Annotated in this window: 18 protein-coding genes; 11 read left to right on the forward strand and 7 right to left on the reverse strand. The window is 45.3% G+C overall.

Annotated features, from left to right (window positions below; all coding sequences use genetic code 11):
- Positions 1-47: 47 nt before the first annotated feature.
- The 6 genes from NST25_RS04265 to NST25_RS04290 all read right to left on the reverse strand — a co-directional run bounded on the left by NST25_RS04265 (position 48) and on the right by NST25_RS04290 (position 7367).
- On the reverse strand, positions 48-827 hold the full coding sequence (locus NST25_RS04265) for a fused MFS/spermidine synthase (protein WP_340393376.1): 780 nt from the start codon (positions 825-827) through the stop codon (positions 48-50).
- The gene (locus NST25_RS04270; RefSeq protein ID WP_340393377.1) at positions 799-2298 is read right to left on the reverse strand and encodes a response regulator; all 1500 of its coding nucleotides are present in this window, start codon (positions 2296-2298) and stop codon (positions 799-801) included. Before NST25_RS04270 ends, NST25_RS04265 begins: the two co-directional genes overlap by 29 nt.
- Before the next feature lie 17 nt (positions 2299-2315).
- Positions 2316-4148 carry a sensor histidine kinase gene (locus NST25_RS04275; protein ID WP_076130665.1) on the reverse strand — a complete coding sequence of 611 codons (1833 nt, stop codon included), beginning with the start codon at positions 4146-4148 and terminating at the stop codon, positions 2316-2318.
- 35 nt (positions 4149-4183) lie between these two features.
- The gene (locus NST25_RS04280; protein WP_076130664.1) at positions 4184-5017 is read right to left on the reverse strand and encodes a carbohydrate ABC transporter permease; all 834 of its coding nucleotides are present in this window, start codon (positions 5015-5017) and stop codon (positions 4184-4186) included.
- Positions 5018-5019: 2 nt separating this feature from the next.
- A complete protein-coding gene (locus NST25_RS04285) occupies positions 5020-5913 on the reverse strand; it encodes a sugar ABC transporter permease (protein ID WP_076105422.1) in 894 nt (297 codons plus the stop codon).
- 107 nt (positions 5914-6020) lie between these two features.
- Positions 6021-7367 carry an extracellular solute-binding protein gene (locus NST25_RS04290; protein ID WP_076194381.1) on the reverse strand — a complete coding sequence of 449 codons (1347 nt, stop codon included), beginning with the start codon at positions 7365-7367 and terminating at the stop codon, positions 6021-6023.
- A gap of 312 nt (positions 7368-7679) precedes the next feature.
- Between NST25_RS04290 and NST25_RS04295 the strand changes: the two genes are divergently transcribed.
- From NST25_RS04295 to thrC, 5 genes are all read left to right on the forward strand, one after another.
- Entirely contained in the window at positions 7680-10232 is a 2553-nt protein-coding gene (locus NST25_RS04295; RefSeq protein WP_340393379.1) for a glycoside hydrolase family 2 protein, read from the forward strand.
- Between the two features lie 25 nt (positions 10233-10257).
- Complete coding sequence (locus NST25_RS04300; protein WP_340393380.1) at positions 10258-12411, forward strand: alpha-galactosidase; 2154 nt, start codon at positions 10258-10260, stop codon at positions 12409-12411.
- 324 nt (positions 12412-12735) lie between these two features.
- Entirely contained in the window at positions 12736-13701 is a 966-nt protein-coding gene (locus NST25_RS04305) for an alpha/beta hydrolase (protein ID WP_340394358.1), read from the forward strand.
- A 1262-nt stretch (positions 13702-14963) separates the two neighbouring features.
- On the forward strand, positions 14964-15467 hold the full coding sequence (locus NST25_RS04310) for a CYTH domain-containing protein (protein ID WP_036680734.1): 504 nt from the start codon (positions 14964-14966) through the stop codon (positions 15465-15467).
- Between the two features lie 248 nt (positions 15468-15715).
- Entirely contained in the window at positions 15716-17107 is a 1392-nt protein-coding gene (gene thrC, locus NST25_RS04315) for a threonine synthase (protein ID WP_340393381.1), read from the forward strand.
- An 87-nt stretch (positions 17108-17194) separates the two neighbouring features.
- Here the strand turns inward: thrC and NST25_RS04320 are convergent, their stop codons facing one another.
- A complete protein-coding gene (locus NST25_RS04320; protein WP_076194388.1) occupies positions 17195-18469 on the reverse strand; it encodes a helix-turn-helix domain-containing protein in 1275 nt (424 codons plus the stop codon).
- 121 nt (positions 18470-18590) lie between these two features.
- Between NST25_RS04320 and NST25_RS04325 the strand changes: the two genes are divergently transcribed.
- The 6 genes from NST25_RS04325 (at position 18591) to NST25_RS04350 (ending at position 26560) form a co-directional block, all read left to right on the forward strand.
- Entirely contained in the window at positions 18591-20531 is a 1941-nt protein-coding gene (locus tag NST25_RS04325) for an NAD(P)/FAD-dependent oxidoreductase (RefSeq protein ID WP_076219701.1), read from the forward strand.
- A gap of 29 nt (positions 20532-20560) precedes the next feature.
- A complete protein-coding gene (locus NST25_RS04330) occupies positions 20561-21373 on the forward strand; it encodes an acetoacetate decarboxylase family protein (protein ID WP_081383412.1) in 813 nt (270 codons plus the stop codon).
- A 77-nt stretch (positions 21374-21450) separates the two neighbouring features.
- Positions 21451-22224 (forward strand): glucose 1-dehydrogenase, encoded by a 774-nt coding sequence (locus NST25_RS04335; RefSeq protein ID WP_036680744.1) that lies wholly within the window; start codon positions 21451-21453, stop codon positions 22222-22224.
- A 251-nt stretch (positions 22225-22475) separates the two neighbouring features.
- Positions 22476-23462: a Gfo/Idh/MocA family oxidoreductase gene (locus NST25_RS04340; RefSeq protein ID WP_038568824.1), complete on the forward strand. Its 987-nt coding sequence runs from the start codon at positions 22476-22478 to the stop codon at positions 23460-23462.
- 22 nt (positions 23463-23484) lie between these two features.
- Positions 23485-24360, forward strand: a complete 876-nt coding sequence (locus tag NST25_RS04345; protein WP_036680750.1) for a radical SAM/SPASM domain-containing protein — start codon at positions 23485-23487, stop codon at positions 24358-24360.
- A gap of 130 nt (positions 24361-24490) precedes the next feature.
- Positions 24491-26560 (forward strand): class I SAM-dependent methyltransferase, encoded by a 2070-nt coding sequence (locus NST25_RS04350; RefSeq protein WP_340393382.1) that lies wholly within the window; start codon positions 24491-24493, stop codon positions 26558-26560.
- Positions 26561-26595: the final 35 nt, after the last annotated feature.

The following is a 26595-nucleotide window of genomic DNA, read 5'->3' on the forward strand; positions in this document are numbered from 1 at the left end:
CCACAGTGAAGTGGAGGATGAGGTCATTTTTTATAGTTAATCCTGATTTAATCCTGAATCAGATATCCTTGTCCCAGCTGTATTTCTTTGAAGCCAGCCAAATGGCGGGCTTGAAAGCGGATAGGGGTGCTGCCGCCAACCATAATGATATTTTGGATATCGGCAGCCCCTTCTGAAGGCAGGGAAAAGGCTCTGATATAGGCGTACTCTTCGGCTAGCGTCGTATAAATCGCGTTGATCAGCGGGTCATGTTCACCTTTTCCCATTAGATTCATGAGAATATATCCGCTTGTGGTCAACTTCGAACGGGTAATACTGAAAAATTCACGGGAGATCAAATGCCTTGGTGTACCAGCGGCAGTAAAGGCATCCAAAATGATGTAATCATATACCTGCGGGGCTTCGCCTTCAAGGATCTGACGTCCGTCACCGATCACTACGTTATCTTGACTATATCCAAAGCAGCGGCGGCTTAATTCGACTACTTGTTTGTCTAGCTCGGCTACTTTAAATCTTTTGTCCGGAAAATGTCCGGCAATTGTTCCAATTCCATGCCCAATAAGAAAAACATCCTCAAAAGAGGGGAGGTTGAACTCCATGAAGTGAATGATGGCCCGCGGATATTCAAAGAGAATTCGTTGCGGGTCATTAAGATCCATCGCACCTTGAGTGGCATGATTCGAGAACTGCATAACACGGAAGGAGCCTTTTTCACCATATAGTTCTGTTGTGTCGTAGACGGTTATTTCATGATTTTCGCTATTTCTTTGAAGCTCTGAATGCAAGTGATCGATCTCCTTATACAATACTAATTCGTTTATATTCATTGGGTGTAACCCCGACAACACGTTTAAAAAGCTTGTTGAAGTAGGCAGGATCGCCATATCCAACCTCTGCCCCAATCTCGTGAACCTTCAGGTCGGGAGCATTCTTGAGCAGATGTTTGGCTTTGCGCAGCCGAATTTCCGTGATGTAGTCCGTCAGTGTAAGTCCGGTCTCTTGCTTGAACAGCTTGCTTAAATAGCTTGGAGTCAAAAAAACCATATTTGCCAAAGTGTTCAGATCCGCATGCTGATTATAGTTAGCGGATATCCAGCGTTTTATGGTTTCTATGGCTGTGCCGGACATCTCCAGACGATGGGTTCTGATTTCGGTCAGAATGTTTGTGAAATGAGCGGTAAACATCTCCTCAATGTCGCAAAAGCTCATGCTGGACGCAATTCTGTCATCCAACCTGAGGTCGGGAGCACTTTTATTGCGGGCCTCGAATTCTTGCAGTTCCTTTTGTGCAGTTTCTTCAACCCATCGACAGACCCGGAGAATTTGGTCAGGACCGGCTTGTTGTGCTTTCAGCACTGAGAACAGGTCATGAATCCATTCTAAGACGCCTGTCACATTCAGAATCTGCAGGTTATGGATCAGCGGTTCTCTAATTGTATTAAAGTGATCCAGGAGGTTCATCTCCGGCTGTTGAATATTCTGAATATTCGCGTAATGTACAGGCTCCGGATTATATATGCCTATGTTGCAGGCTTGTTTAGCATCTAGGTATGCCTGTCTAAGCTTGGATACCTCATTATAACAACCGCTGGTACCTACATGTAGGATCTTTCCGTGTGCAGATATCCGCATAATGTCACCGATATCTTTTAAATCGTTGTCTGACAGCGGCTCAGCAGAATATACAATCCAGACGTAGAGTCCTTTTTGAATCTCCAAGCTGTCGAAGCTCAACGCCTTCTCTTGCCGCAGACTGTCTGCGCAGGAGCAGACGGTTTCTCTGGCGCTCCCTTTGAGGACAAAGACCGAGAAATAAGGCTGGGGCAAGGTAAGGCTGGATAATAGGAGAGGGGAAGAGGGCTCTTCGATATGTAAGACTGTCAATAAAAGCCCGGAACGGTGGCGTTCTTCCTTGTCGCGCGCGAGCTGCCGTTCTTTGTCTAGCCGATAAAGCAGCTCGAACAGCTGCTCTTTATTAATTGGTTTTAATAAATAGTCTACAGCTGAGCTGCGGATGGCTTCTCGGGCATAATTAAATTCAACAAATCCACTCATTAGAATAGAGTAGATCTGCGGATGGGTGGCTTTTAACTGTTTAATCAGCTCCAAGCCATTGATTTGCGGCATACGAATATCTGTAATCACAACATCAAGTTGAAGTGTGCTTAACTTATCTAATAGATGTTTTCCGTCGGAGTAGGTGCCGATGACCAGAAATTCGGCGCTTTCTTTACTGATCATTCGGGCCAGTCCTTCGCGGATTAAGATCTCATCATCCACAATCGCAATACGCAGCAATCTGAGCAGCCCCTCTCCTAAATAAATTCATCTTCACTGAATTTAGCGTTAATATCCGCAATGCGCAGGGTAACACGAGTGCCGATTCCAAGCTCACTCTCAACAAGCAGACCAAACGAACTGCCGTAATGCAGGCGAATTCTTTCATTTACATTTCGTAGTCCAATCCCGAACCTTTCATTGTCCGTTCCAGTCTGCAGACTATTGTTTAAGGAACGAAGGGTGGCTTCATCCATACCGATCCCATCATCTTCTACACAGAATACGGCATCTCCATGCTCGCTCCATGCGGTGATGCTCAAGGTGCCCGGTCCTACCTTTTGATCCAGACCGTGAAAGACAGCATTCTCTACGATCGGTTGAAAGACAAGCTTAATAACAGGAAGATGAAGGAATTCGTCCGGCACGTCGATGTTAAGTCTGAACTTGTCTGGGAATCGGATTTCCAGCAGCTGATAATAATTTCTCACATGATCCAGCTCTTGTCTAATTGTAACAGCCTCTTCGTTTCGGACAATGCTGTAACGCATTTGAAGCCCAAGTAAATAGGTTAGCTTCGCCACACGTGGATCATCATTGCTCTCTGCGAGCATGCGGATGGATTCCAGCGTATTGTAAATAAAATGGGGATTAATCTGGTTTTGAAGCGCCCGCATATCAGCCTTTTGCTTCCGTTTCTCCGTGATAGACACTTCTTGTAACAGATCTTTGATCCTTATGATCATCCGATTAAAATGACTGCCCAGCATCCCAATCTCATCATTATATTTGGAATGCTGCCAGACATCCAGATTACCATGCTGCACCCGTTTCATTAAGCGGACCAAGGATTTAAGGGGTTTGGTCAGGGCATGGGAAATTATAGTCGCAACAAAAAGTGCAAAAGCAATGATAATCAGTGTGGTCAAGATAAGCGTATTACGATTCTTTTGTACAGGGGACAGGATACGTGTTAAAGGAATCGTAACCATAGTGGTCCACCCGGTCTGTTTCGAGACGGTATACACTGCAAGATAAGACTGGCCATTCAAGTCTATTTGAAAATGATCCTGCTGCTGATTTACTTGCTGCAGCAACAGCTTTGTATTCAGAGTTTGTGTATCGGCAGCCAGATTCGGAACCGCGGAATCTTCACTGGCATAAATCAGATCTCCATTGTTATCTACAATGAACGTGTTTCCTTGCGTAACTGCATTTACGGGATCGATAATGCCCTTAAACAGATTGATGTCTACATCGAAAACGAGAATTCCTATATTCTGCAATGTGCTTACAGAGTTAATCGTACGCAGAACACTAAAGACCTCTTTATGGACATTCGAGTTGGTGCGGATCGTATGTCTGCCCTGAATGACAGGCGCTGCTCCGGCATCTTCACTCATGGTTCTCCATTTGGCTAATCGTTCCTCTGGATACAGTTCATTAATTCCAGCGTCTTTATCATAAAAGACAGAACCGTACTGATCCACCAAATACACGGCAATGATCTCTTCCTTAGTATGATTCAAATAGCTAAGGAACATCGCCATGCCCGTATTTTTTTCCCAGTCGGTATTTTGCTGTGTCAGGTAGACTTGCACATCGGTGTTATACAGCGGCAGGGCTGTATATCTTTTGAGGTCGGCAATATATCGGTCGATGGTATCTGAAGCATTCGATGTCATTTGACCCGCACCGTCAGTCGCATTCACAAGAACCGAGTTGAACATGGAGCGGGACGATAGATAACTTACATAAGTGATCGGCAGAGAGATCAGAAAGACAAAGATAACGATCAGCTTGCGCTCCATCGGTAGATTGGCAAGGAACAACCACATTTTGCGTAAAGTTAACCGGATGTATGATAGCATTTGCGTTGTTCCTTTCCTGTAATAAGCTACCTACCTTATTTGACCGCTCCACTGGTTACGCCTTCAAAGATGTAACGCTGCAGGAAGAAATATAGAATTACTGTTGGCAGCAGGATAAGCAGAATAGCCGCACAGATTAAATTCCATTCCCCCGAATTGACCCCTTGAAAACGCATTAGGATCGTCGTAACTACACCAAGGCTTTGTTTCGGCATGTAGAGGTAAGGGATGTACATGTCATTGTAAATGCTAATGGTTTTCAGAATAATCAAAGTAGCCGTAGCTGGCGTAAGTAAAGGGAAAATAATCGACCGATAGATTCTGAACAGAGAGGCACCTTCTACCATCGCACTTTCATCGAGATCCACGGGAATATTACGGATAAATTGCAGATATAAAATAATTTGAATTACATCCGCTCCAATATAAAGCACGATCGGGGCGCCAAGTGTATTGTAAAGCCCCATGCTTTTGATGATACCAAAAGTCGCCACTTGTGTCGTGATACTAGGAATAATGGTGGCTACTAGATATGCACCGAAGACAACGGGTTTCAATTTGAAAGAGAAGCGTCCCAATACAAATGCTACCATAGTGCCGAACAGAATGTTCAGAATTAAAGTAATAGCTATAATGATTAACACATTACCAAATCCGTTAAGTAGACCCCCACGCTGGAAAACGGCAGTGAAATTATCGAAATTCAAAAAGCTTTTTGGCAGTGCCATGGAGCTGCTGCTGTTAAATTCGTCAGTGGATTTAAAGGCATTGACGATGACCACATACGGAGGAAAGAGTACAACAAATACGCCGATAAGCAGCGAGAAGTATTTAATAACATCTGTGAAGCGAAATTTGGAGTATGTCATATCTATTTGTCCCCTCCCCGGCTTAGAACTAGTTGCTGTACTAACAGTACGATGACGACAAAGAAAAGCAAGATAATACTCATGGCAGAAGCGAGGCCGTAATTATTGTAAGCAAATGCAGTATCTACAACTTTTTGTACGTATGTTTCGCTGGCGCCTGCGGGGCCGCCCTTGGTCAACACGAAGGGGAGATCGAATACTTCCAGTGCCCCTGTGACGGTAAGAAATAAGTTAAGCTGGATGACTGGCTTCATATTCGGTAAAGTAATTCTCCAAAGTGTTTGAAAAGGTCCGGCACCATCGATCTTTGAGGCCTCATAGATATCGTTTGGAATGGCCTGCAAGGAGGCGATGTAGATTACCATGTTATAACCCATGAAACGCCAAAATCCTGTGGACGCCAGAGAATAGTTAACCAGTCCTTCTGTTCCAAGCCAACTGGTCTGTCCTAGTCCGGTAAGACCGATGCTATTCAGGAACATATTCAGAGAGCCATTGGTGGTGTCAAAGACATAACCAAACATAAAGGCGACGGCGACACCGTTCATAATGTAAGGGAGGAACAGTAAGATTCGAAATGCATTTTTTCCTTTCAACTTACTATTGAGCACAATCGCAAAATAAATAGCGACGATATTCTGGAGAATTCCCATCGCGAAATAAGCAAAGTTATGGGTAAATACCTTGAAAATATCGGGGTTGGAGAAGACTTCGCGGTAATTATCGAGACCGACCCAAGGCTTCTCAGGGCTATAGCCATCCCAATTCGTAAAGCTGTAATAAATCAGCTTGAGTGCCGGATAATACGTGAATGTTGCGAGCAGCAACAAAGGAATCGTGAGGAAGGATACAATGATAATCGTCTTCTGTTTGTTATAGGAAAGTGTTCCGAACATCGCTAGCCCTTCTTTCATAAAAACGTGGTATGGAAAGGCAAAATGGATTATCCGTAAAAGCAATAATCCATTTTGCTCCGTAGTGTACTTCGAATCAAAAGCTCAAATTAATAACCGAGGTCCTTCTTGGCTTTAGCCCAAGCTTTATTCCACTTGTCTAATACGGTTTGTGGATCTTTGGCAAGTACAAATTCCTGTACAACAGCAGGGAGATCCAGTTGTGCCTTGTTGCCGATTTCTGTAACCTTTGCATCGTCAACAGTTCCTTCTACCAGTTCTACTCCGGTAGCTTGGAATTCTTTCAGCTGAGTCAGATTGGATTCCTTGCCTTTTAATGGAGAGATAAAGCCGGCGAAATCCTCATAACCTGAATCCTCAATCATCCATTTTACGAAGGCTTTAGCTGCCTCTAAATTTTTGCTGTTTTTGGCAACGGCATAGAAGAAGTCAGGGCTAAGGGTAGCAGATGGTTTACCCGAATTGTCATAAGGGAATGGGAAGAAGCCCACATTGTCTGAAGAAGCGCCTGCTCCGATAACTTGGTTAATAACCCAGTTGCCAAGATAGTACATGGCGAATTTGCCGGAAGCGATGTCCTTTTTCGATTGCTCCCAGTTGGTGGAGTTGATGTCTTTTTCCAGATAGCCTTTTTCATTGAGCTCTCTAAGTAGGCTGAAAGCTTTGCCATAACCGTTGTCTATAGTGAACGGTGTTTCAGAGCTCAGCTTAGCATTTGGAAAATCAGGATTGCCTTCAATTAAGCGTGGTGTGTCATAAGCCCAAGTACCAAGTGGCCATTTGTCTTTAAAGTTAGAGGACATTGGAATAACACCTTTTGCTTTCAGCTTCTCGCAGGCAGCCAGGAATTCATCCCAAGTCTTAGGCGTTTCGGTGATGCCGGCATCAGTGAATGCTGTTTTGTTATAAACAATACCGGAAGTAGAGTTCCCTGTAGTAATTCCGTAAAGCTTACCATCAAAGGATTTGAAGTCTTTAAAGGTGATCTGATCGTTCAAGCCGAGATCATCCAGTGAAGCAAAATATTTCGGCAGGTCGGAGTTAGGGATGGAAGGAATAAACATAACGTCTGGAAGCTCGCCGCTGGCCATTCTGACTTTAGCCTGTTGGTTATAGTCGGTTTGGGAAGCTTCGAATTCGACTTTAATGTTCGGGTATTTTTCATTAAAGCGCTTTAAATATTCGTCATATTCTTTGCCGATCATGTCTGTTCTGTTAGTTAGGAAGGTGATTTTGCCGCTGATATCAGCTCCTGCTGCAGGTTCGGCAGTTGCATTTGTGTCACCGCCGGTATTCTCTGCGTTAGTTGCTGCGGGCTTTTCAGTTGCGGCAGCACCGTTATTCGTGGTGTTGTCATTATTCGAACCACAACCAGCAAGTGTTGAAGATAAGACCATAATCATAACAAAGGATAACGAAAATAACTTATTTCTCATAGCTTAATCCCCTTTTCGTTTTTATTGTTAGCGTTTACATGAACATTATAGCTTTATCGAAGCCGTTAATAAATGTATTGTATTATTATTTATTGTCTTTATTTGTTTTGTTTCTGCGTTTATAATTAGCATGTACCTAACAATCAGATAACAAAATACAAAGAATATCAAAAGGGTTCAATGAATTAATTGAAGTCTTATGCTATTTTTGAGAAGTCTATGCTTACAAAACTTTAGGCATCTGCTTCCGAAGCGAGTTTTGCGCGAAGTCATTCAGAGAAGTCTATGCTTACAAAACTTTTAGGAGGTATTATGAAACATTTGCATATGGATCTTGCGAAGTGGGAATTTAGAGGCTGTGGTGATGAGGAGTGGCTTCCGGCGACTGTGCCAGGTACAGTCCATACGGATTTACTAAAGAACGGGAAGATTTCAGACCCCTTTTATGGAACAAATGAACATGATCTACAGTGGATCGATAAGAAGGACTGGGAATATCAAACCTCGTTGCAGTTGGGGGAAGAGTGGCAGGAGCTTGCTTGTACGGAGCTAGTTTTTGAGGGACTGGATACTTATGCAGATGTGTACGTGAATAATGTACATGTGCTCGCTGCTGATAATATGTTTCTGGCATGGAAAGTGGATGTCAAAGATCAGTTAAAGACTGGAGAAAATAATATACGGGTGAAGTTCCGCTCTGTGGTTAAGGAAGATTTACCGAAATTAGCGAAGCTGGGTTACGCGCTGCCTGCCTCGAATGATCAATCCGAGCTTGGGGGATTAGATGAACAACGGATTAGTATTTTTGCGCGCAAAGCACCTTATCATTACGGCTGGGATTGGGGCCCGCGTTTCTTGACCAGTGGAATATGGCGTGCGGCAGCTCTGGTGGGACGTGACACCGTTCAAATTACAGACCTCTATATCCGTCAAAATGTGATTGCTAAGGAAGAAGCTCGCCTGACCGCAATTGTAGAAGTGGATGCTCCTGCTGCTTGGCGGGGAATGCTGCGAATAAGTACCGATGGTTTGGAGTGGATGCAAGCGGTTACTTTAGAAGAAGGCATGCAGCAATTAGAGATGAATATTGTTATATCCGAGCCACAGCTCTGGTGGTGCAGAGGGCTCGGAGAGCCTCATTTATATACATTCCAGGCAGAATTGGTACAAAATGCGGAAGTAGAGGTTAGCAAAAGTGTAAAAACCGGACTCCGCAGTATTGAATTGATTCGGGAGCGTGATGCCAAAGGAGCTTCGTTTTCTTTTGCGCTGAATGGAGTTTCCGTCTTCGCCAAAGGCGCCAATCATATTCCAAATGACAGCTTCACCACAGAAGTAACCGAGGAGCGGTATCGGCATGAAATTGCCACGGCAGTAGAATCGAATATGAATATGCTGCGCGTTTGGGGCGGTGGTATATATGAAGAAGATATTTTTTATCAGCTCTGTGATGAATACGGACTGCTGGTCTGGCAGGACTTTATGTTCGCTTGCAGTATGTATCCCGGAGACGAGGCGTTCCTTGAAAATGTGAAAAAAGAAGCCGAATACAACGTCAAAAGATTGCGCAATCATCCCTGCATCGCCTTATGGTGTGGCAACAACGAGATTGATTCGGCCTGGTCACAGTTCGAGGAAAATATGGGCTGGGGCTGGAAAGAAAAACTCGGCGCTGAGCAAAGAGCGACAATGTGGGCCGATTATATTAAAATCTTCCACCGTATTCTGCCGGAGGCTGTAGCCGCGTTCCATCCAGGTGTGGACTACTGGCCGTCTTCGCCGTTGCGGGAGCTGACTGGCGATATTAATCAGCATGCGACGCGGATTGTGGGCGAAGGGGATGTGCATTACTGGGGCGTGTGGCACGGAATCGAGCCTTTTGAGAACTATAATACAAAGGTTGGCCGCTTCATGAGTGAATATGGCTTCCAGTCGTTCCCGGAACTAAAAACGGTAATGAGCTATGCGGAAGAGCAGGATTTGGAGCTTACCTCAGAGGTGATGCTGGCGCATCAGAAGAATGGTCGCGGTAATCTGCTGATCAAAGAATATATGGATATGTATCTGCCGCAGCCAAAGGACTTCAAAGCCTTTTTATATATGAGTCAAATCCTGCAAGCCGAAGCGATCCGAATCGCGATTGAAAGCCACAGAAGAAATAAACCTTATTGTATGGGCACTTTATACTGGCAGATGAATGATTGCTGGCCGGTGGCTTCTTGGGCGGGCATGGATTATAACGGGCGCTGGAAAGCCCTGCAATATACCGTGCGTTCAAGCTTCAAAGATGTTCTGTTGTCTATCGACGGTACAGACCGTGAGAAGGTAGACATTCATGTCGTATCTGATTTAAGAACAGCAGTGAGCGCTGAGTTGGTGCTTACTTTGTATCAGTTTAACGGTTCGGTGCTGCGAGAGTGGGCACATCCCGTTGAGCTGGGAGCTGATTCTGCTGCTATCGTATTCTCGTCTCCTGTGGCAGACCTGCTAGAAGGTCAAGGGGGGGGTGATGTATTGCTTGGAATTTGCTTGCAGGCGGATGGCCAGGTGATAGATCACAAGCTGCATTATTTTACTCCGGAAAAAGAAATTCCGTTGCAGCGCTCAGTAATTACCGTGCTGGAAACTCCAGAGAGCGGTGGATTAAGCTTCACCGTGACCAGTGATGTATTGGCTAGAGGTGTATACCTGACTTCGGAAGAGGAAGGAATATTCTCTGACAATTATTTTGACCTTCTCCCAGGTCAGACCAAGACGATAGAGTTCTCACAACGCGGGAACGATGGAAGAGACTGGATTCCTGCCGCACCTAAAGGGCTAAAGGTTCAATCGATGGTTGATTTTGTGAGCGAAGATTTGCTGTAAATCCTAAGGAGAGAAGGACTGGCACATGGGGATTTTAGTTCAGGAAGATAAGGGATTATTCCATTTACAGAGCGCAGGGATGAGTTATATTCTTCAGCTTGTTAATGATTATCCGGCACATGTGTATTGGGGCAAGAAGCTGCGTAGTGGCAGCAATTTGGAAGGGCTGTTGAATCTGGGAGGAAATACGGGTCTCGACCGGCTCCCGCAGGAATATCCCCAATACGGCACGGGAGATTTCAGAACACCTGCTTATCAAGTTCGGCTCGAAGACGGCACTCGTATTACAGAGCTGAAATACAGCGGGTACCGGGTAGTTGAGGGTAAACCCTCACTGCCGGGTCTGCCATCTGTATATGTTGAGTCTGCGCAAGAAGCACAGACGTTGGAGCTTACACTTAAGGATGATTACGCCAAGCTGAGTGTTATTTTGCGCTATACGGTTTTTGAACATACCAACGTAATCACCCGCTCTGTGGAGTTCACCAATGCGGGGGAAACACAGCTGCGATTGCAGCGTGCACTGAGTGCTAGTGTCGATTTCTCGTCTGGCGATATGGATATGATCTATTTGGCAGGAGCTTGGTCAAGGGAAGGTAATCTGACCCGTAGACGTCTGGTGCAAGGGGGTACGACCATTGGGAGCCGCAGAGGGATGAGCAGCCACCAGTTAAATCCATTTGCAGCGCTGGTGAAACCTGAAACGGATGAAAATCATGGAGAGGCCTACGGCTTCAGTCTTGTATATAGTGGAGGCTTTGAAGCTGAGGCAGAGGTCGACTCCTTCGGGATGACCCGGTTTACGATGGGGCTGAATTCTTTTGATTTCTCCTGGCTGCTGGAGCCGGGCGAACAATTTCAGACCCCAGAGGTAGTGATGGTGTATTCTTCCAAGGGGATCGGGGAAATGTCGAGAACCTATCATCGCCTGTACCGGACCCGTTTATGCAGAGGGTTATATAGAGATAAGGAACGGCCCATTCTGGTCAACAATTGGGAAGCCACCTATTTCAACTTCGATGCGGATAAATTGGAGTCGATTGCGGCGGAAGGAGCGAAACTCGGAATAGAGCTATTCGTGCTGGACGACGGCTGGTTTGGCAAAAGAGACGCAGATAACTCCTCTCTCGGAGACTGGGTAGAGGATCTGCGCAAGCTTCCAGGCGGATTGTCTGATGTGGCGCAGCGTGTGAACAATCTAGGCTTACAGTTTGGCCTCTGGTTCGAGCCGGAGATGATCTCGCCAGACAGCGAGCTCTATCGTAAGCATCCCGACTGGTGTCTGCATGTGCCGGGACGCCGCCGTAGCGAAGCCCGCTGGCAATTGGTGCTGGACTATACTCGGGAGGATGTACGTCAGTACATTTATGAGTCACTGTCCCGGATTTTCTCGACCGTGCCCATTAGTTATGTGAAATGGGATATGAACCGTTGTTTAACGGAGATTGGCTCTGCAGAGTTACCTTCTGAACGCCAAGGGGAAACCGCTCATCGTTATGTGCTTGGTCTGTATGAGCTATTGGAGCGAATAACTTCAGAGTTTCCGCATATCCTGTGCGAGAGCTGCTGTAGTGGTGGTGGCCGCTTCGACCCAGGCATGCTGCATTACATGCCGCAGACCTGGACCAGTGACGATACCGATGCTGTGGAACGACTGAAGATTCAGTATGGAACAAGTCTGGTGTATCCGGTTAGTTCGATAGGCGCGCATGTGTCTGCCGTGCCGAATCATCAGGTAGGACGGATCACCCCGCTGTCTTTTCGTGGAGATGTAGCTATGTCCGGTAATTTCGGTTATGAGCTGGATCTTACGAAGTTTACAGACGAAGAGAAGGAACTTGTGAAGGAACAGGTTGCGAACTATAAACAAATCCGCAGTCTTGTGCAGCAAGGGAATCTGTACCGGCTGCAAAGCCCGTTTGAGGGCAATGAGACAGCATGGATGTTCGTGTCCGATGATCAGCGTGAGGCATTAGTTTATTACTTCCGGGTAATGGCTGTGCCGCACCCGCCCCGCCGTAGCCTGAAGCTGAATGGTTTAAATCCGGAGCTGGATTACATTCTGGAGGCCAGTGGTGAGGTTTACGGTGGTGATCGGCTAATGCAGGCTGGGCTGGCTCTGCCGGATATCCAGCAGGATTTTGTTAGCGGATGTTATAAATTGAAGGTGCAGGAATAGAGTTTATTGCAAGTCATCAGCAAGCCATGAGCCTAGCTCGTGGTTTGCTTTTTTTGTTCAAAGATGAATTTGAATCAGCTGAAGCTGCGGATGGCAAGGCAGCCTTGATCGTATCCACCTCCACACATATATTCCTCCTGTTTTGGCATCCTGTGCAGCTACCCTTGTGCATGACGCTATAGCTTTTTTGCATGTTCATATTCCGTTCATATTGAGGTCATAGAGAGTACATCTTCATTGGTTAATCTTAGCTTAGCAGTTAGTTATGGTAGTCCAAAACACAGCTGATGACAGGAGAAGATACGAGTGGAAATAAAAGAAAAAATGAAAATGAAGGCGGGCACGAGAACAAGTAAAATACTAAACATACTACTTAAAGTAGTAGGAGCAATAATCATCGCAATCGTGCTTTTTCTCGCTATTGTCTATACAGTTAATTTGATCAGCAATAAATCGGAACAAAATAAAATAGAACCCTATGGTCAGTTAGTACCCGTAGATGGGAAAAACATGAATGTTTATATTCAAGGAAAAGGTGAAGAAACAGTCGTGCTACTACCGGGTTATGGCACAGCAGCGCCAGCTCTTGATTTTAAAGCATTAATAGATGAACTGTCGCCGTTTTACAAAGTTGTCATGATTGAGCCTTTTGGGTATGGATTAAGTGATCTGACCAAAAAGGAGCGCAGCACAGAGAATATTGTAAGTGAAATTCATGAAGCTTTACAGGCTCTTAATATTGACCGTTATATTCTAATGGGCCACTCTATTTCAGGCATATATGGACTAGATTATGTTAACAAGTATGAAAATGAAGTGAGTGCATTTGTCGGGCTTGATAGTAGTGTTCCATCGATAAGCGAGAGGAAGATCGAAGCTTCGGAATTAAGAGCTATAAATCTGCTCAAAAAATCAGGTTTAATCAGATTGCAAATGAAATTTAATGCTGACCCAATTGCTGAACTACCATTTGATGATAAAACAAAAGAACAAATGAGACTGATCAATCGCAAAAACATATTTAACCCCACCCAATTAAATGAAGCTGGAATGATGTATTCTAATTTTAAATCAGCTGAAAGCTTAACATTTCCTAAAAATCTTCCTCTTATTTTCTTTATACAAGCGAATCAACCAGCAACGGATAGATGGATACCAGAGCATGAAAAGCAAATCAAGGACTCTGTGCATGGAAAAATAGTGAAGTTTGAAGAGGGACATTATTTATATCGCACTAAAGCAAAAGAAATCGTAAAAGACTTTCAGGCATTTATGAAAGAAATAAAATAAGTGCTGCCGTCGAGCCGACCGGATTTCAGGATTTCCTCTGATTTTCGTTCGGTTTTTTATTAGTCCGTAAGATATGAGGGAGTGCCACCAGTAACGATGGTCTAATCTTTAGGGTCTGGTCTGGGATAAGAATGAGAAGGCGCCTTCTACATATGATGGAGAGTTCCCTTGGTTGCTGCTAGGTTCCTAGGTATACCCTGCTTCGGATAGGACTCAGGAGTCCTTATTTGCTAGAAAAGAGGCAATTGGGACTACTTTCGGACCCCAGCGACGTTATTGGCTAATTATCGCGAACGTATGGGGTGTTTTGGAGTAAATAGCTGCACCTGAGTCCGATACCATCTCAAATATGCGGTTTTTTCGCAAATAGTGGCTATACGGTCCGTAAGTGAATGGGGAGTAGGGGTGGTATGAGAAAGTATGAGAAAGTATAAGGGGATTTGAGGAAGTATGAAGGAGTATGAGGAAGTATGAGGGAGTGCCACCAGTTAACGATGCTCCAATCATTATGGTCTGGTCTGGGATAAGAATGAGAAGGCGCCGACTACATATGATGGAGAGTTCCCTTGGTTGCTTCTAGGTTCCTAGGTACCCTGCTTCGGATCGGACTCAGTAGTCCTTATTTGCTAAAAAAGAGGCAATTGGGACTACTTTCGGACCCCAGCGACGTTATTGGCTAATTATCGCGACCATATGGGGTGTTTTGGAGTAAATAGCTGCACCTGGGTCCGATACCATCTCAAATATGCGTTTTTTTCGCAAATAGTGGCTATACGGTCCGTAAGTAAATGGGTGAGTACGACCAGTGGAGCGTGACCAACTAATCGAATGGGTGAGTACGACCAGTGGAGCGTGACCAACTCATCGAATGGGTGAGTACGACCAGTGGAGCGTGACCAACTAATCAAATGGGTGAGTACGACCAGTGGAGCGTGACCAACTAAGTAAATAGGTGAGTACGACCAGTGGAGCGGAACCAACTAATCGAATGGGGGAGCCTCACCAGTGGCACACGGAGCAACTCATCGAATGGTGCTTTCCAATGATCGCCGGCTGACTCGCTAATTATCCGTAGTTTCCAGTAATCTATGGTGAGCCCTATCTTTCCACAACCTCCATAAATCCCACAATGAACACCACGGTAGCCTTTTTTAAGCTAGAGCATGTCCTATTTCCCTATAATCCACATTGACTTGGGTTTGTCACACCCCTATGATGATTATTAATATAAAAATATATGACACGAAGAGGAGCGAAACATCATGGCTTTGGAGATCGAACGCAAGTTTCTGCTGCCGGAATTTCCGGAGCAGCTGATTCAAAAGGGAGAATTGAAGATTGTTACCCGTCATAATATCGATCAGACATATCTGGCAATAGATGGTGGTCAAGAGCTTCGTGTGCGTAAAATTACGGATCTGGACTCAGGTGAGGTAACCTACACGCATACGTTTAAGGATGGCAAAGGGATCAAACGCGAAGAGATCGAATATTTTATCTCAGAGGGTTTATATAATCAGATGATCGAAGCGGTAAATGCGGTAGCTTTGGTCAAAGAGCGAATTACAGCGGTGTGGAATGGCACAACGGTTGAGATCGACGTATATTCCCAGCTGAAATTGTCCGTATTGGAGGTTGAATTTGAATCTCTGGAGGAAGCGGAAAGCTTTAAAGAGCCGGAATGGTTCGGTAAGGATGTTAGTACAGAACGGCAGTACAGCAACAAAACGGTCTGGAGAGAGCTGCAAAATAAGACAAAGAATTAACGGACTTTAGCGCGTAAACGTGGTAGTATATAGGGAAAACAAGCAGAAATAGCTTAATCATCCCTAACTAGCTTAAGGATAACGTTTAGGGTGAAACTTATAGTTAATTATAAGAATTTATAAGTGGTGCAACTATAACAGCCTTATATTTCTGCGAGAAACAGTTGTCTTCTATATAGGACGACAACGTTGTTTCTTCTTATCATATATTCTTGTCATATATTAACGAGGGGTTCAGGAGGATGAGCATGAAGTTTATAAGCACAAGAGGTAATGTGGAACCTAAAGGTTTTATTGATACGGTGTTGATGGGACTTGCGGACGACGGTGGGCTGATGGTTCCATCCGAGATTCCAGTGGTTTCAGCAGCAACGTTGGAAGAGTGGAGAAGTCTCAGCTATCAGGAGTTGTTCCTGAAGATTGTTGCCTATTACACCAATGATGAGATTCCTTACCAGGATTTGCAGGAAATGGTCAACACCAGTTATGCTAATTTCCGCACACCTGAAGTAACACCTATACACCAAGTGGATGATTCTTTATATGTCCTTGAATTGTTCCATGGGCCTACTTTTGCTTTCAAGGATGTAGCGCTGCAGTTTATGGGTGAGCTGTATTCGTATATTTCCAAAAAACAAAACAAAATCATCCACATCCTCGGTGCAACCTCTGGGGACACTGGAGCGGCGGCCATTCAAGGTGTACGCGGCAAAGAAGGCATCAAGATCTGTATTCTCCATCCACACGGCAAGGTAAGTAAAGTGCAAGAGCTGCAGATGACTACGGTGGACGACAGCAATGTACTGAATCTGTCTGTTCATGGTAACTTTGATGATTGCCAGAAGGTGATTAAGGATCTGTTCGCAGATCTGGACTTTAAAGGTCGGTATCATCTGCGTGCAATCAATTCCATTAACTTTGTGCGGATTCTGGCGCAGACTGTTTATTATTTCTATGCATATCTGCATGTCGATGGCAGCAACGAGAAGAAGATTAATATCAGCGTGCCTTCCGGTAACTTCGGTAATATTTTCTCGGGTTATTTGGCTAAGCAAATGGGGCTTCCTATTAACAAGCTAATCATTGCTACGAATGAAAATAATATTTTGGAGCGTTTCGTGAATACTGGCGAATACAAACCAGGTAATTTCACAAGCACTTACAGCCCTTCGATGGACATCCAAGTGGCAAGTAATTTCGAACGGTATCTGTATTATCTGGTAGGCGAGGATTCTGAGAAGTTATCCGCGTATATGTCCAAGCTGCAAACCGAAGGCAAGATTACGGTTGGAGGCGAGGCGCTTCAGCAGGTGCAGAAGGATTTTGCAGCGCTGGGTGTGAAGAATGATCAATGCTTGAATACGATCGCTAAGTATCAAAAAGAATACGGCTACCTGCTTGATCCACATACAGCATGTGGAATCGCGGCTTACGAAGCCTTTAATGGCCCAGATGAGATTGGCATTACCTTTGCGACTGCACATCCAGCTAAGTTCGATGAGGCAATTACTTTGATCGATATTAAGCAGGAATTCCCGGCACAGATTAAAGCATTGTTCGAGATGCCACAACATCAAACCGTAGTGGATCATGACAAGGATGAAATCGTGCGTCAGCTGCAAGCTTTTTACGGATTGTAATATCATATACTGTTCTACTTCACAGCACAGCCCCCGTTCTTGGGATAAGAACGGGGGCTGTTTGTGTGTTTATAGTAGCTTCTAACATTAACGTTGCGGCGTACGGGTCTGCTCCCTAGCTTTTTCACAAAAAGCAGCGACCTTGTAAGAGACATAGTACGACAGCATTTTTTCAGAATCGGTAAAGTCGGTGTCCAGCAGTCTGCTGATAAGATCGAGCTTATATCTGAGTGTATTCCGGTGAATGTACAGCTCGTCTGAGGTAATCTGCATGTTCCGGTTATTTTTGAGATAAACGTAAAAGGTATGATATAGATTGGACTGGTGCACAGTATCGTATTCTTGAAGCTTGAGCAGCTCTGGATGGTAGTAGTTATTATCCTCGTTAAACACAACATCAGCAGAGAGCATCTCATAGAGCTGGATATCTGAATAGTAAGTCAGCTGCTGCTGCGGGCTGAGAATGGTACCGATCCGAATAGCGTTTCGGGAGTGAAGATAGTGTCTCCTACATTGCGTAAGATTAGTGAACATATTGCTGATGCCAAGCGAGATGCCGGTTTGGGCTAGAAATTCCTGCAGCTGCTTATTTACAAGCTCTTTGGAGAGATTTCCATCATGGATCATTACAATCTGCCCGTCATAATAGGTGGAAGGACTGCCCGGAAAAAGCTGTTGCAAACGTTCTCTTAAATAATCATCATAACGGCCTGAACCTTCATACCAGGTAAGATCGAACAGCAGCACAAGCAGCTGATTCCCGAACTTTAGTCCTGCACTCCGCATCCTGTCCTGAATAATCCGGTTGTCCTGAAGCTGTTCCTCTAGCAATGCGCAGATAAAATCTTCAACTTTTATATTTTTGGCGTTGCGATAGTAGCTATTTTTGCCCATCTCTTCGGCAAGTATGGTAGCGGTGATGGACAGTAGCTCGTTATCTCTGGCGCGAAAAGGATTTGTGCATCCTAGAAGCAATACATTGCCGATTTGTTTGCCGGCTACTTTTATTTTGGAGATCAGTTTGGAGTTTGACGTTTCCTCGCAGGTTACCTCATAAGATTCATCGCTTTGTTTCCCACGCTGGACACTGTTCATTTTGCTCACAGCCGCAATGAAGTCGTAAGAGCAATAACCTTTGCGGATATTATCACTCCATATGTAATCGTCGATATCGGAAAGGTCAGAGTGAGCTACAATTTTGAAGCTGCAATCAAATACAATGACGGGATTCTGCAGTAGCTCGGCAGCTGTCTGTACGATAGCTGAAAGGCCTGCACCTGAAATGTATGCAGTAAACAAAGATGCGGTATAATGCTCCATTTCGATTTTACCTGATACTTGCTCATTTAAGGAAACATCCATTCATATCGCCCCCTGGTTCAATAATAGTGCAATATGCACTATAAAGAAGTGATTTTTGGTGCTTGTAAATATATTCACAAAGTATTGGACGCCTTAAACTAAAGGTGGAGGTGCTAAGCAGATGAAATATGAAAAACTGTTTGCAGCAGGTAAAATTGGACGCCTTGAACTTAAGAATAGAATTGTATTGCCGGCTATGGGAACGTCACTGGCTGCGGCCAGTGGTGAAGCATCGGATGAAATGATTGCTTTTTATGAGGAACGTGCCGCAGGTGGCTGTGGTCTAATCATTACGGAAATTACGCGTGTGGATAATGAGACCGGAGTAGGTACACCGAACCAGCTGAATGCAAGTGACTTGCTGTTTGTGCCACGTCTGGAGAAACTGGCAAGAGCTGTGCATCGTCATGACAGCAAAATATTCCTTCAGCTCCAGCATCCGGGCCGGCAAAATCACGGACGGCTTATTGGAGGCAAACAAATTGTTGCTCCTAGCGCAGTGATGTCTTCAGCGATTGGGGAAATGCCCCGGGAGCTGTCTACTGAAGAGGTAGAAGAGTTAGTTCGTAAATTTGTGTTCGGAGCTTATATAGCTAAAACAGCAGGTATTGATGGTGTGGAGATCCATGGTGCCCACGGCTATCTCGTAGGACAGTTTCTGAGCCCACTTACCAATCTGAGAACTGATAAATATGGCGGTTCACTGGAAGGTAGAATGTCATTCCTGAACGAAATTGTGCTTGGCATCAAAAAGACCTGTGGCGCAGGATTCCCTGTATCGGTGCGAATCGACGGTGATGAATTTGTCTCAGGCGGGATTACACTGGATGAGGCTATCCAGACTGCGAAACATCTGGAAAGCATCGGAGTGGATTGCATAAATGTAAGCTCCGGCACTTATGAATCATCCAATACGATCATTGAGCCGATATCCTACCCGCAAGGCTGGAAAAAACATCTCTCCGCAGCCATTAAGCAAGCGGTGCAAATTCCAGTGATTGCTTGTGATGTGATCCGTAAGCCTGAATTTGCTGAGAGTCTGCTACAGGAAGGAAACACGGATTTTGTAGCCCTTGGAAGAGCCCAACTGGCCGATCCGGAGTGGGGTAACAAAGCGGCAGCAGGCAAAGAAGCAGAGATCAGAACCTGTATCTCTTGCCTGTACTGTATTCAGGAAGTAATGGAGTGCAAGGTAATCAAGTGTGCTGTCAATGCCAGAGTGGGCCGTGAGCTTGAATTTGCAGAACCAACCAAAGATGGCGCTGGCAAAGTAGTAGCTGTGATCGGCGGGGGTCCAGCAGGTATGGAAGCAGCACGGATTCTGGCGCTCAGAGATTTTAAACCTGTATTGTTCGAAGCCAGAGATGTGCTAGGCGGCAGCGTGGAGCTGGGAAGCCGGCCACCATTGAAGGAGAAGCTGAACTGGTTTATTGATAATATGCAGCATCAGTTAGAGGATCTGGATGTTGATGTCCGTCTCTCTACGAAACCTACGCTGGAACAACTGAAGCAACTGAACCCTTATGCGGTATTTGTTGCTGCTGGGGCACAGCCTATAGTGCCTGTTATTCCGGGAGTAAAGAAGGCAGCGGTCTGCACCGTTGTTGACGTACTTAGTGGGTCAGTTGTGATTAAGAACAAGCAGGCTGTGGTCATCGGCTCCGGCATGACAGGGCTGGAAACGGCTGAATATTTAGCCGATATGGGAAATCAGGTCACGGTGGTGGAAATGCAGCCGCGGGTTGGTCCAGATGCCTATCTGCCAAATCTGATCGACATTGTGACTAGACTGAAAAAGAACGGCGTGGAGCTCTTAGCATCAACCAAGCTGGTAGAAGTGCAGGATGGCGCGATTGTGCTTGAGAATACGTCCACGGGGGAAACTTCGCTGAAAAAGACGGATGCTGTTGTATTATCCATTGGTGTTACACCCGATCGCTCATTTGTTGATGAGTTGAAGCAGGTACTGCCTAATGTGAAGGTGATCGGCGATGCAGGCAAGCCAGGCCGAATCGGACAGGCCATTCAATCTGGATTCGAAACGGCTTTTGTGCTGAACTAAAGTGTTACTAATCTAAGGAGGGTTCATTCATGGTGAGTTTTGTGAAAAGTTTCGCAGATATGCAGAAATACGGAGGCAAGCCAACCACCTTTTATGATGCAGAGATGCTGACGGTGTATTGGGAGACCAAACCAGAGATTATCGAGCGTTTGTTGCCGAAGCCACTGAAGCCAACAAGCCGGCCGCTGGTAAATGCTTTTATCGCCAATTACCCAGCTACGAACTTTTGTCCACCTTATCGTGAAGCTGGATTGTTCGTTCTAGCGGACTATAACGGACAATTAGGCAACTACTGCCTGTCGATGCCTATTACAAGCGATATCGGGATGGCTATGGGCCGGGAAGTATGTGGGCTGCCTAAGAAAATGGCCGATGTGCGTATGAACACCTCAGAAGATGGCATTGATGGGGCAATCGGCCGGCATGGCATTGACTTTTTCAACGTAAAAGCCACTATGGATGGACACTTCAATGACAATGGAGCCGAGAAGATTCTGGAGGAATATTACGGCAAAGATATCCCTTTGTATAACATCAAATATGCCAATGCAATTGACGGAAACGGCTTCGATCTGATGCCATCCTTGGTCACACAGCGTTTAGTAAGTGAGGTTAAAGTCTATAAAGCGGCTGAAGCCTCTATCACCTTCCAAGACTCCCCGCATGATCCTTGGAGTGAGCTTGAAGTTGTGAATATGCTGGGCGCGGTTTACACCGTCAGTACAAATGTGCTTGAAAAAGGTAAAATTCTGGAGCCTCTGAATCCAATGGAGTATCTTCCATACTGCTATCTCCGCTGGGACTGGTGGGAGAACAATTTGCAACCTGTTTCCTCAGTATAAGCCTACGTGTTTGAAGTGAGTTTGTACGAAATGAAACCGAAGAAGGATCGGCTAACCAAACATTAGGAGGAATTAGAATGACTAACCTTTTTGATTTGACGGGTAAGACAGCTATTATCGCAGGAGCATCCAGTGGGATCGGGGTACAATTCGCAGAGATGCTTGCTGAGCAAGGAGCAGACATTGCTATTTTGGCCAGAAGATATGACAAGCTTGTAGCAGTAGCCGAGGATATCCGGGCTAAATACCCTGAACGCAGAATAATTCCTATCGAGTGTGATGTAAGAAAAGAGGACCAGATTATTGTGGCTGTTCAAAAGGTTATGGAAGCCTTTGGCAAAATTGATATTCTGCTGAATAATGCTGGTGTGGTGGATGCGGTTCCGATTGAGGCGCTGGAAGAAGAAGCTTGGGATCGGGTACTGGATACGGATTTAAAAGGTGTTTTCCTGATGTCGAAACATGTGATCCGGCATATGAAGGAACGGAATTACGGCAAAATCGTCAATACAGCCTCAATGCTAGGCCTTACAGCTTCTGCTTCGGTTCCTACGCATTCTTACAATGCTGCTAAAGGTGGAGTGATCCATCTGACAAGAGGGGTGGCGGCAACTTACGCTAAGCATGGTATCACTGTTAATGCGATTGGACCAAGCTTGTTCAAAACTGAAATGACTGAGAATACGTTATTTGCAGAAAAAGCGCTAAAAATGTACAACGCAGTGTGTCCGATGGGGCGCCCTGGTAATCCGGGAGAATTAAACGGCGCCGTGCTCTACTTTGCTTCAGATGCTTCCAGCTACACTACAGGTCAGACCTTGTTTGTAGATGGCGGCTGGACAATTATATAGAGTTCATCTGGTTCTGTAAGCTCGGGGAATGATTGTAACTCCAAAAAAAGGGTATCTCAAAAGCCATGAAAGGGTGGCTGGGATACGCCTTTTTTTGCGTTGTACGATGAGCGGTGCTCCGCCAGTAACAAGAGAATTGCTGAATTTATCAGAAATTGTCGTTAATTTGCCTTAAAAAGTAGACATGACTACCTATGAGTGAGAAAATAGCATGTAGAGTTAGTAATAACTAAAAAGGACGGGATAACATCATGACAATTCGTTTCGGGGTCATTGGAACAAACTTTATTACAGACCGCTTCGTGCAAGCCGGCTTGGAGAATGAGGAGTTTATCCTGACAGCCGTGTACTCTCGCACAATGGAGAAAGGTCAGGCCTTTGCTGCTAAATATGCGGGAGCTACAATTTATACGAATTTGGAAGATATGGTGAAAAGCAAAGATGTAGATGCTATATATATTGCCAGCCCAAATTCTATGCATGCAGAACAAGCGATTATGTGCTTAAATCACGGCAAGCATGTGCTCTGCGAGAAACCGGCTGCATCCAACAGTACGGAGCTTAAAGCTATGATTGAAGCTGCGCGCACAAATGATGTGCTGCTGGTAGAGGCGATGAAATCGACCTTTATGCCGAACTTTGGAGTGATTCGTGATAATTTGTATAAACTCGGCCAAGTTCGCCGTTATTTTGCAAGTTACTGTAAGTACTCCTCCAGATATGATGCCTACCGGCAGGGGACTGTGTTAAATGCGTTTAATCCCGCTTTTTCCAATGGCTCGTTAATGGATCTTGGAGTGTACTGTTTGTATCCAATGGTAGTGCTCTTTGGCAAGCCTCAATCAGTACAGGCAGTGGGTGTCATGCTCTCGTCAGGTGTGGATGGTGAAGGAAGTCTCATTATGAAGTATGACGATATGGATGCGGTAGTTATGCACTCCAAGATTTCCGACTCCTATCTGCCAGCTGAGATTCATGGAGAGAACGGTACGATGGTGATCGACAAGATCAATGAGCCTTATCAGGTGAAAATTTACTATCGTGATGGTACAGTTGAGGAGCTTACGTTGCCTCAGGTGTTTGAACCTATGTATTATGAGGTTGAAGAATTCATCAACTTGATTAAGAATGGTGAACGGGAGAGCAGAATTAATACTCATGAGAACTCCATGGCCGCAGCAGAGATTATGGAGGAAGCCAGAGCACAGATCGGTCTCCGCTATGCCTCAGATTTATAATAAATAGAATGGGGAGCAGGACTTGAAGACTTTTAAAAAGGTTTATATTGAGATAACAAGCGTCTGCAACCTCGCCTGCAGCTTTTGTCCACAAACCGCCCGGACGAAAAATTTCATGAAGCTTGATACGTTTAATACGATATTGGATGAAATTAAACCACACAGCAATCATATTTATCTTCACGTCAAAGGGGAACCGTTGCTGCATCCCAAGATCGGTGAACTGTTGGATGCTGCTCATGCCAAAGGGTTCAAGGTTAATATTACAACCAATGGCACGTTAATTCATAAAGCCGGACCTAAAATTCTTGGTAAACCCGCACTGCGTCAGATGAACTTTTCTCTGCACAGCTTTGATGGGCATGAAGGGTCAGAGAACCGTGAAGGCTATCTTTCAGAGATAATTTCTTTTGTACGGGAAGCCTCAGCGCAAGGGGTTATTATTTCTTTCCGCTTGTGGAATTTGACGGAGGATAATCTGACGAATCTGGAGAGAAACCGTAACCGTGAAACCCTTGCCCTGCTGGAGGAAGCCTTCAACTTGGATTTCAAGATTGAAGAAAAGGTTGTGCCTGGCAGTGGTGTCAAGATTGCCCCACGCGTCTACCTTAATCAGGATCATGAGTTCCGTTGGCCAGCGCTGAATGAGCCGGAAGATGACGGAAAAGGGTTCTGTCATGCCCTGCGGAGCCAAGCGGCAATCCTTGTGGATGGCACTGTTGTGCCATGCTGTCTGGATGGTGAAGGAGTAATTAATCTAGGCAACATCCATGAAACTCCGTTCTCAGAGATTGTAGAGGGGGAGCGGGCGAACAATTTATTCTATGGCTTCTCACGTAGAGAAGCGGTGGAGGAGCTGTGCCGCAAATGTGGGTATCGGCAGCGGTTCGGAACCTAATGATTGGAATGCAAACAGAACCGGGACATGGCTATTTCATGAGTCCTGGTTCTGTTTTTTAATTAACGGGATTGTATATATAATAATAATAGGTCTTTATAGTCTCCACTTTGGAGCGAAGGAGGAGCATATGCTGAAATCACTGGAAGCCATCGCCTTATACCGTGAAGGTGTGCAAGATCATTTGGAGGATCACCTCTGGCTGAAGCTTATTGTCCAAGCGGAGGAGCAGATTGTAAATTTGGAACGTGTGGAATCTCTGGAGGAGCTGGATCGCAGGAATCCCGTACTGGACTATGTGGAACGTAGCTTGCAGATTCTGGACCAACTTCCCCGTTCTATTTGGATAAAAGAGCTGGTGGAAGAAACGTTAATTTGGTCAGAAACGGCTAAGGGAGGTACAGCAAAGGAGCGGCTGGTTTGGCAGAAGGAAGGGATCAATTGTTTTGTACATAATTTAGGTTCCGCACAGTTATATGAGAGATATTTAGGGAGGGCTGTCTCCGAGAAAGGTGCGATGATTCAGCGGCTTATTGAGACTCATGGACTTATAGGACAGCAAATTCGCGGAGAAGTGCCGCCGGAAGTCAATAAGCCACTCCATGATATAGTGGAAGATCAGCTGCTGACCGCGGAGGAACTGGAACGCCTGCTGACCGTGCTCAATCATTGCATCATCGGAGCTGTGTCTCCCGAGTTATGGCAGAATGTGCAGCATGAAGTGAAGCAGCTTATTGAGCTGATTTCTTCAGGCAATCTTGCTAGTCCTATGCCGATGAAGGAACGACTGCGCAGAATGCGGCTGGGTCCGATCTCTAGAGGAGAGGATTTCACTACGGAATGGGCTAAGCTGACGCAGGAAGGTTTTCATGCTGAACGCTTGGAGTCATTAAGTAAGATTACCTTCTGGTATGTAGAATCTGCATTACAGACCTTTTCGCTGGAGCAATTTCTGAAGGTGATGGTGCTTGCTGCCCAGAGGGCGCAGAATCAATCCTTAAGCCATATCAGCTTCGAGCATGTCATGAACAGCATTTACTACGATTACAAGGGTGTTAAGAAGACCAATGTTTATAAGAAGCGGATTATCGAAAAATCTTTAGCGGAGCTTAAATGGAAGGATATCGAGCAAGGGACTTTGCCTGCTGAGAACCCTCACCTACTCTTGCGGCAATATTCTAAGGAACATCTGCCAGACACGGTATTTTTTCAATTCCAATTCTCGGCAGCGGCAGAGAAGCTGATCGAATTCTGTATGGAAGCTGAAAAATCACCCTTGTATGAACGTGCTGTATTGCTGTTATTCGATCTATTCGAGCTGCGCAGGGATGCTTTTGACCGTTTTCATAATGAAGATACCTACTTAAGCCAAATGAATAATACAGCAGATTATAAAGCTGTAATTCTAGATCATGTCACTGGACAAAAAGTGCTGGATATCGGTCCGGGCGGCGGTGTGCTGCTGGATTTACTGGAAGAGCGTATGCCCGAGGTTACTCCAATCGGCATTGATATATCAAGCAATGTAGTGGAAGCCTTGCGGCAACGCAAGCAGCGGGAAGGTCGCCACTGGGAGGTGCTGCAGGGAGATGCGTTGAACCTTAAAGATTTCGTGGAGGCCGGAACGGTGGACACGGTAATTTTCTCTTCGATTTTGCATGAGCTATATTCTTATGTGCCGCTAAATGGTAATAAGTTCAATCACGACACCGTCTCCGCAGCTCTGCGAAGTGCCTTTGCTGTATTGTCAGCTGGCGGGGTTATCATTATCCGCGATGGGATCATGACTGAACCTGCATCATTGCTGCGGAGAGTTCGCTTTCTGGAAGAGGACGGTCTGGTGTGGCTGGAGCGTTATACGAAGGATTTTGCTGGACGTCAGATTCAGTTTCAGAGATTAGGGGAACAAGAAGTGCTCATGCCCGTTAATGATGCCATGGAATTTTTATATACTTATACCTGGGGCGAAGAGGCTTATATTCACGAAGTCCAAGAACAGTTTGGTTATTTCACCCCTACGGAGTTTGCCTCATTTATTGAACAGATTTTAGGAGAGCAGGCAAAGATTGAGGTCTTCCGGCATTACTTGCAAGAAGGTTATACCGAAGCTTTGCGTGATAGAGTAAGGTTCATGGATGAGAGCGGACAGGAAGTGGCGCTGCCGGACAGCACCTGCTTTATTGTGATTCGGAAGGAATAGCCGAAAAGTAACATCAGCTGCATCTAAAAAAGCAA

The sequence above is a fragment of the Paenibacillus sp. FSL E2-0190 genome (assembly GCF_037992965.1).
GTDB lineage: Bacteria > Bacillota > Bacilli > Paenibacillales > Paenibacillaceae > Paenibacillus_AQ > Paenibacillus_AQ odorifer.

Coding starts and splice junctions, on each gene's coding strand:
- NST25_RS04265 (WP_340393376.1), bottom strand. CDS start 827: ATGAATATAAACGAATTAGTATTGTATAAGGAGATCGATCACTTGCAT.
- NST25_RS04275 (WP_076130665.1), bottom strand. CDS start 4,148: ATGCTATCATACATCCGGTTAACTTTACGCAAAATGTGGTTGTTCCTT.
- NST25_RS04280 (WP_076130664.1), bottom strand. CDS start 5,017: ATGACATACTCCAAATTTCGCTTCACAGATGTTATTAAATACTTCTCG.
- NST25_RS04285 (WP_076105422.1), bottom strand. CDS start 5,913: ATGTTCGGAACACTTTCCTATAACAAACAGAAGACGATTATCATTGTA.
- NST25_RS04290 (WP_076194381.1), bottom strand. CDS start 7,367: ATGAGAAATAAGTTATTTTCGTTATCCTTTGTTATGATTATGGTCTTA.
- NST25_RS04295 (WP_340393379.1), top strand. CDS start 7,680: ATGAAACATTTGCATATGGATCTTGCGAAGTGGGAATTTAGAGGCTGT.
- NST25_RS04300 (WP_340393380.1), top strand. CDS start 10,258: ATGGGGATTTTAGTTCAGGAAGATAAGGGATTATTCCATTTACAGAGC.
- NST25_RS04305 (WP_340394358.1), top strand. CDS start 12,736: ATGAAAATGAAGGCGGGCACGAGAACAAGTAAAATACTAAACATACTA.
- NST25_RS04310 (WP_036680734.1), top strand. CDS start 14,964: ATGGCTTTGGAGATCGAACGCAAGTTTCTGCTGCCGGAATTTCCGGAG.
- thrC (WP_340393381.1), top strand. CDS start 15,716: ATGAAGTTTATAAGCACAAGAGGTAATGTGGAACCTAAAGGTTTTATT.
- NST25_RS04320 (WP_076194388.1), bottom strand. CDS start 18,469: ATGGATGTTTCCTTAAATGAGCAAGTATCAGGTAAAATCGAAATGGAG.
- NST25_RS04325 (WP_076219701.1), top strand. CDS start 18,591: ATGAAATATGAAAAACTGTTTGCAGCAGGTAAAATTGGACGCCTTGAA.
- NST25_RS04330 (WP_081383412.1), top strand. CDS start 20,561: ATGGTGAGTTTTGTGAAAAGTTTCGCAGATATGCAGAAATACGGAGGC.
- NST25_RS04335 (WP_036680744.1), top strand. CDS start 21,451: ATGACTAACCTTTTTGATTTGACGGGTAAGACAGCTATTATCGCAGGA.
- NST25_RS04340 (WP_038568824.1), top strand. CDS start 22,476: ATGACAATTCGTTTCGGGGTCATTGGAACAAACTTTATTACAGACCGC.
- NST25_RS04350 (WP_340393382.1), top strand. CDS start 24,491: ATGCTGAAATCACTGGAAGCCATCGCCTTATACCGTGAAGGTGTGCAA.